The 4,037-nt window shown below is 74.8% G+C and carries 6 protein-coding genes and 2 pseudogenes; 4 read left to right on the top strand and 4 right to left on the bottom strand.

Going from position 1 to position 4,037, the window contains the following annotated elements; genetic code table 11:
- The 4 genes and pseudogenes from KPL57_RS64895 to KPL57_RS64880 all read right to left on the bottom strand — a co-directional run.
- Window positions 1-258: 2OG-Fe(II) oxygenase family protein (locus KPL57_RS64895; protein ID WP_308253596.1), on the bottom strand; the 258-nt coding region annotated here is incomplete at its 3' end.
- A 328-nt stretch (window positions 259-586) separates the two neighbouring features.
- A pseudogene (locus KPL57_RS64890) lies at window positions 587-835 on the bottom strand (2-oxoglutarate and iron-dependent oxygenase domain-containing protein); the annotation flags it as partial.
- Between the two features lie 48 nt (window positions 836-883).
- The gene (locus KPL57_RS64885; protein WP_226359422.1) at window positions 884-1,987 is read right to left on the bottom strand and encodes a cytosine permease; all 1,104 of its coding nucleotides are present in this window, start codon (window positions 1,985-1,987) and stop codon (window positions 884-886) included.
- Between the two features lie 57 nt (window positions 1,988-2,044).
- Window positions 2,045-2,221 (bottom strand): hypothetical protein, encoded by a 177-nt coding sequence (locus tag KPL57_RS64880; RefSeq protein ID WP_226359421.1) that lies wholly within the window; start codon window positions 2,219-2,221, stop codon window positions 2,045-2,047.
- A gap of 221 nt (window positions 2,222-2,442) precedes the next feature.
- On the opposite strand from KPL57_RS64880, the gene KPL57_RS64875 reads away from it, so the two are divergent.
- The 4 genes and pseudogenes from KPL57_RS64875 to KPL57_RS64860 form a co-directional block, all read left to right on the top strand.
- Window positions 2,443-2,613, top strand: coding sequence for a hypothetical protein (locus KPL57_RS64875; RefSeq protein WP_226359420.1), 171 nt, complete (start codon window positions 2,443-2,445; stop codon window positions 2,611-2,613).
- Between the two features lie 147 nt (window positions 2,614-2,760).
- Entirely contained in the window at window positions 2,761-3,123 is a 363-nt protein-coding gene (locus KPL57_RS64870) for a hypothetical protein (protein ID WP_226359419.1), read from the top strand.
- Window positions 3,120-3,272: pseudogene (locus KPL57_RS71620) on the top strand (2-oxoglutarate and iron-dependent oxygenase domain-containing protein); the annotation flags it as partial. The gene KPL57_RS64870 and the pseudogene KPL57_RS71620, both read left to right, overlap by 4 nt.
- A 53-nt stretch (window positions 3,273-3,325) precedes the next feature.
- Window positions 3,326-4,037: isopenicillin N synthase family oxygenase (locus KPL57_RS64860; RefSeq protein ID WP_226359418.1), on the top strand; the 712-nt coding region annotated here is incomplete at its 3' end.

Raw genomic sequence — 4,037 nt, 5'->3', positions numbered from 1 at the left:
ACCACCGGCTCCAGCGCCGTGCGCCCGAGGCGGCGGCGCCAGCGGCGTGACGACGGCGTCGTGGTCCAGCTCGAAGAAGAACACCAACGACACCAGGTCCTCGGTCGGCGCGTGGGTCTGCGGCGGCAGCACCCGGTGCCGCCCGGCCCGCCAGCGGTGCCCGGTCCAGTGCGCGAGCAGGTCGCCGACGTTCACCGTCAGCGCACCCGGGGTGTACGGCGCGTCGGTCCAACCGTGCCCCTCGACGCTCGACTGCAGCCCACCCGCCCCGGGCTCCCGGTCGAGCAGGGGTGACGGTGCCGAAGTCGGTGTGCGGGCCGATCCGGAACTGACCGGGCAGCGGTGTCCCGGTCTCGGTCATCGGCGGGTAGCGGTTGATGTTGAACGTCCACGTCGGGTGGGTCGCGAGGTCGCGCAGCGTCGACGGCTCCTGCCCGAGCGCTCCCGCACACAGCTCCAGCAGCGCGCCGGCGACGCGGGTCATCGCCGTGCAGTAGGCGGTCACCGCCTCCCGCAGCGCCGGGACCTGCTCCGGCCAGACGTTCGGCGGGAACCACACCGCGTCGACGTCCGGGTCACCGGTCGGCGCGAAGGGCCCCACCGCGAAGGACTCCTTGAGGTCGGGCGGGGAGTCGCCGCCCTCGACGCGGTCGTTGGCCTCGACACCGGGGGGCAGCCATCCCCGTCCGCCGACGCCGACCGCGTAGCCGTGCTTGACCGGCTCGGGCAGCGCGAAGAACTCGCGCGCCGCGGCCCGCACCGCCTGCGCCGCGGCGTCCGGCACACCGTGCCCGACGACCTGCAGGAACCCGGCCCGTTGCAACGCGATGTCCACCGCGGCCGGGGCCGGCGCGGCCAGGTCCACGGTCGGGATGAGCCGCGGTCACCGCGTCCCCCCGTGCGTCGCGACGGCGGTGCGGCGCACCAGCAGCGCGTAGAGCCCGGCCGAGAGCACCAGCCCGACCAGGAAGGTCACGTCGCCGATCCCGGGCAGCAATCGCGGCACCAGCCCGGTGAACAGCTCCTGGTTGGCGAACAGCAGCACCGACACGACGACGCCGACGCCGAGCGCGATCGGGCCCGCGTGGTTGCGGTACGTGCGGTCGTAGAGCAGATCGAGGTCGGTCGGGCGCAGCCACTGGTCGGTGAGCACCACGCCGAGCCACGGCCCGACCCAGTACACGACGACCAGCAGGAACGCCTCGTACCCGGCCGCGGCGTCGCCGAGCGCGACCAGCGCGATCACGAACCCGACCGCCCCGAACGCCAGCGCGACGACGGCACGCGCCCGCGCCAGCGGCACGTCGATGCCGAGGGCTAGGAACGCCATCGCCCCCGAGTAGACGTTGAGGACGTTCGCCGCGACCGCCCCGACCGCGATGGCGACCAGGGTCAGCACGGCCAGCCAGCCGGGCAGCAGGCCGGTGTAGTTCGCGACGGGGTTGTCCGAGTCGAGCCCGGCCGCGGCCGCCGCCCCGACCGACGCCGCGCCGACGGACATGAACACCGTGGTGGACAGGAACAGGCCGCCGCCCGCGGCGAGACCGGTGGCGCGCGCCGACACCGAGCGGGGCAGGTAGCGGGAGTAGTCGGCGGCGTACGGGCTCCAGCCCGCCGAGTACCCGACCACGGCGCCGACGGTCAGCAGGAACCCGCCGACCCCGCCCACCCCGTCCGGCGACGCGGCCGCCCCCGGGTCCGACCCGAGGAGCACCAGCACCGCCCCGACCCCGAGCACGAGCGCGAGCAGCGGGAACGCGAGCCGCTCGAAGGCCTGCACCAGGTTGTGCCCGAAGAACGCGACGGCGACCTGGACGACGACCACCGCCACCAGCCACGCGACCGTCCCGCCGCCGGTGATCGCCGACAGCGCGAACGCGGCGCTGACGCTGTTCACCGCGAACCAGCCGAAGCCCGAGGTGATCGTCATCAGGGCGGCGGGCAGCGCGTTGCCGCGGTGACCGAAGGCGAGCCGCCCCAGCACCATCTGCGGACACCCCGCCCCCGGGGTGCCGCAGATGGTGCTGGGGCGGCTCGCCTTCGGTCACCGCGGCAACGCGCTGCCCGCCGCCCTGATGACGATCACCTCGGGCTTCGGCTGGTTCGCGGTGAACAGCGTCAGCGCCGCGTTCGCGCTGTCGGCGATCACCGGCGGCGGGACGGTCGCGTGGCTGGTGGCGGTGGTCGTCGTCCAGGTCGCCGTCGCGTTCTTCGGGCACAACCTGGTGCAGGCCTTCGAGCGGCTCGCGTTCCCGCTGCTCGCGCTCGTGCTCGGGGTCGGGGCGGTGCTGGTGCTCCTCGGGTCGGACCCGGGGGCGGCCGCGTCGCCGGACGGGGTGGGCGGGGTCGGCGGGTTCCTGCTGACCGTCGGCGCCGTGGTCGGGTACTCGGCGGGCTGGAGCCCGTACGCCGCCGGACTACTCCCGCTACCTGCCCCGCTCGGTGTCGGCGCGCGCCACCGGTCTCGCCGCGGGCGGCGGCCTGTTCCTGTCCACCACGGTGTTCATGTCCGTCGGCGCGGCGTCGGTCGGGGCGGCGGCCGCGGCCGGGCTCGACTCGGACAACCCGTCGCGAACTACACCGGCCTGCTGCCCGGCTGGCTGGCCGTGCTGACCCTGGTCGCCATCGCGGTCGGGGCGGTCGCGGCGAACGTCCTCAACGTCTACTCGGGGGCGATGGCGTTCCTAGCCCTCGGCATCGACGTGCCGCTGGCGCGGCGCGCGTGCCGTCGTCGCGCTGGCGTTCGGGGCGGTCGGGTTCGTGATCGCGCTGGTCGCGCTCGGCGACGCCGCGGCCGGGTACGAGGCGTTCCTGCTGGTCGTCGTGTACTGGGTCGGGCCGTGGCTCGGCGTGGTGCTCACCGACCAGTGGCTGCGCCCGACCGACCTCGATCTGCTCTACGACCGCACGTACCGCAACCACGCGGGCCCGATCGCGCTCGGCGTCGGCGTCGTCGTGTCGGTGCTGCTGTTCGCCAACCAGGAGCTGTTCACCGGGCTGGTGCCGCGATTGCTGCCCGGGATCGGCGACGTGACCTTCCTGGTCGGGCTGGTGCTCTCGGCCGGGCTCTACGCGCTGCTGGTGCGCCGCACCGCCGTCGCGACGCACGGGGGGACGCGGTGACCGCGCTCATCCCGACCGTGGACCTGGCCGCGCCGGCCCCGGCCGCGGTGGACATCGCGTTGCAACGGGCCGGGTTCCTGCAGGTCGTCGGGCACGGTGTGCCGGACGCCGCGGCGCAGGCGGTGCGGGCCGCGGCGCGCGAGTTCTTCGCGCTGCCCGAGCCGGTCAAGCACGGCTACGCGGTCGGCGTCGGCGGACGGGGATGGCTGCCCCCGGTGTCGAGGCCAACGACCGCGTCGAGGGCGGCGACTCCCCGCCCGACCTCAAGGAGTCCTTCGCGGTGGGGCCCTTCGCGCCGACCGGTGACCCGGACGTCGACGCGGTGTGGTTCCCGCCGAACGTCTGGCCGGAGCAGGTCCCGGCGCTGCGGGAGGCGGTGACCGCCTACTGCACGGCGATGACCCGCGTCGCCGGCGCGCTGCTGGAGCTGTGTGCGGGAGCGCTCGGGCAGGAGCCGTCGACGCTGCGCGACCTCGCGACCCACCCGACGTGGACGTTCAACATCAACCGCTACCCGCCGATGACCGAGACCGGGACACCGCTGCCCGGTCAGTTCCGGATCGGCCCGCACACCGACTTCGGCACCGTCACCCTGCTCGAACGGGAGCCCGGGGCGGGTGGGCTGCAGGTCGACGTCGAGGGGCACGGTTGGACCGACGCGCCGTACACCCCGGGTGCGCTGACGGTGAACGTCGGCGACCTGCTCGCGCACTGGACCGGGCACCGCTGGCGGGCCGGGCGGCACCGGGTGCTGCCGCCGCAGACCCACGCGCCGACCGAGGACCTGGTGTCGTTGGTGTTCTTCTTCGAGCTGGACCACGACGCCGTCGTCACGCCGCTGGCGCCGCCGCTCGGGCGCACGGCGCTGGAGCCGGTGGTGTCCGCGCCGTTCCTGCGCGAACGCCTCGACGCGA

Source organism: Pseudonocardia sp. ICBG601, assembly GCF_020496245.1.
This window is presented reverse-complemented; position numbering and strand designations above follow the sequence as displayed.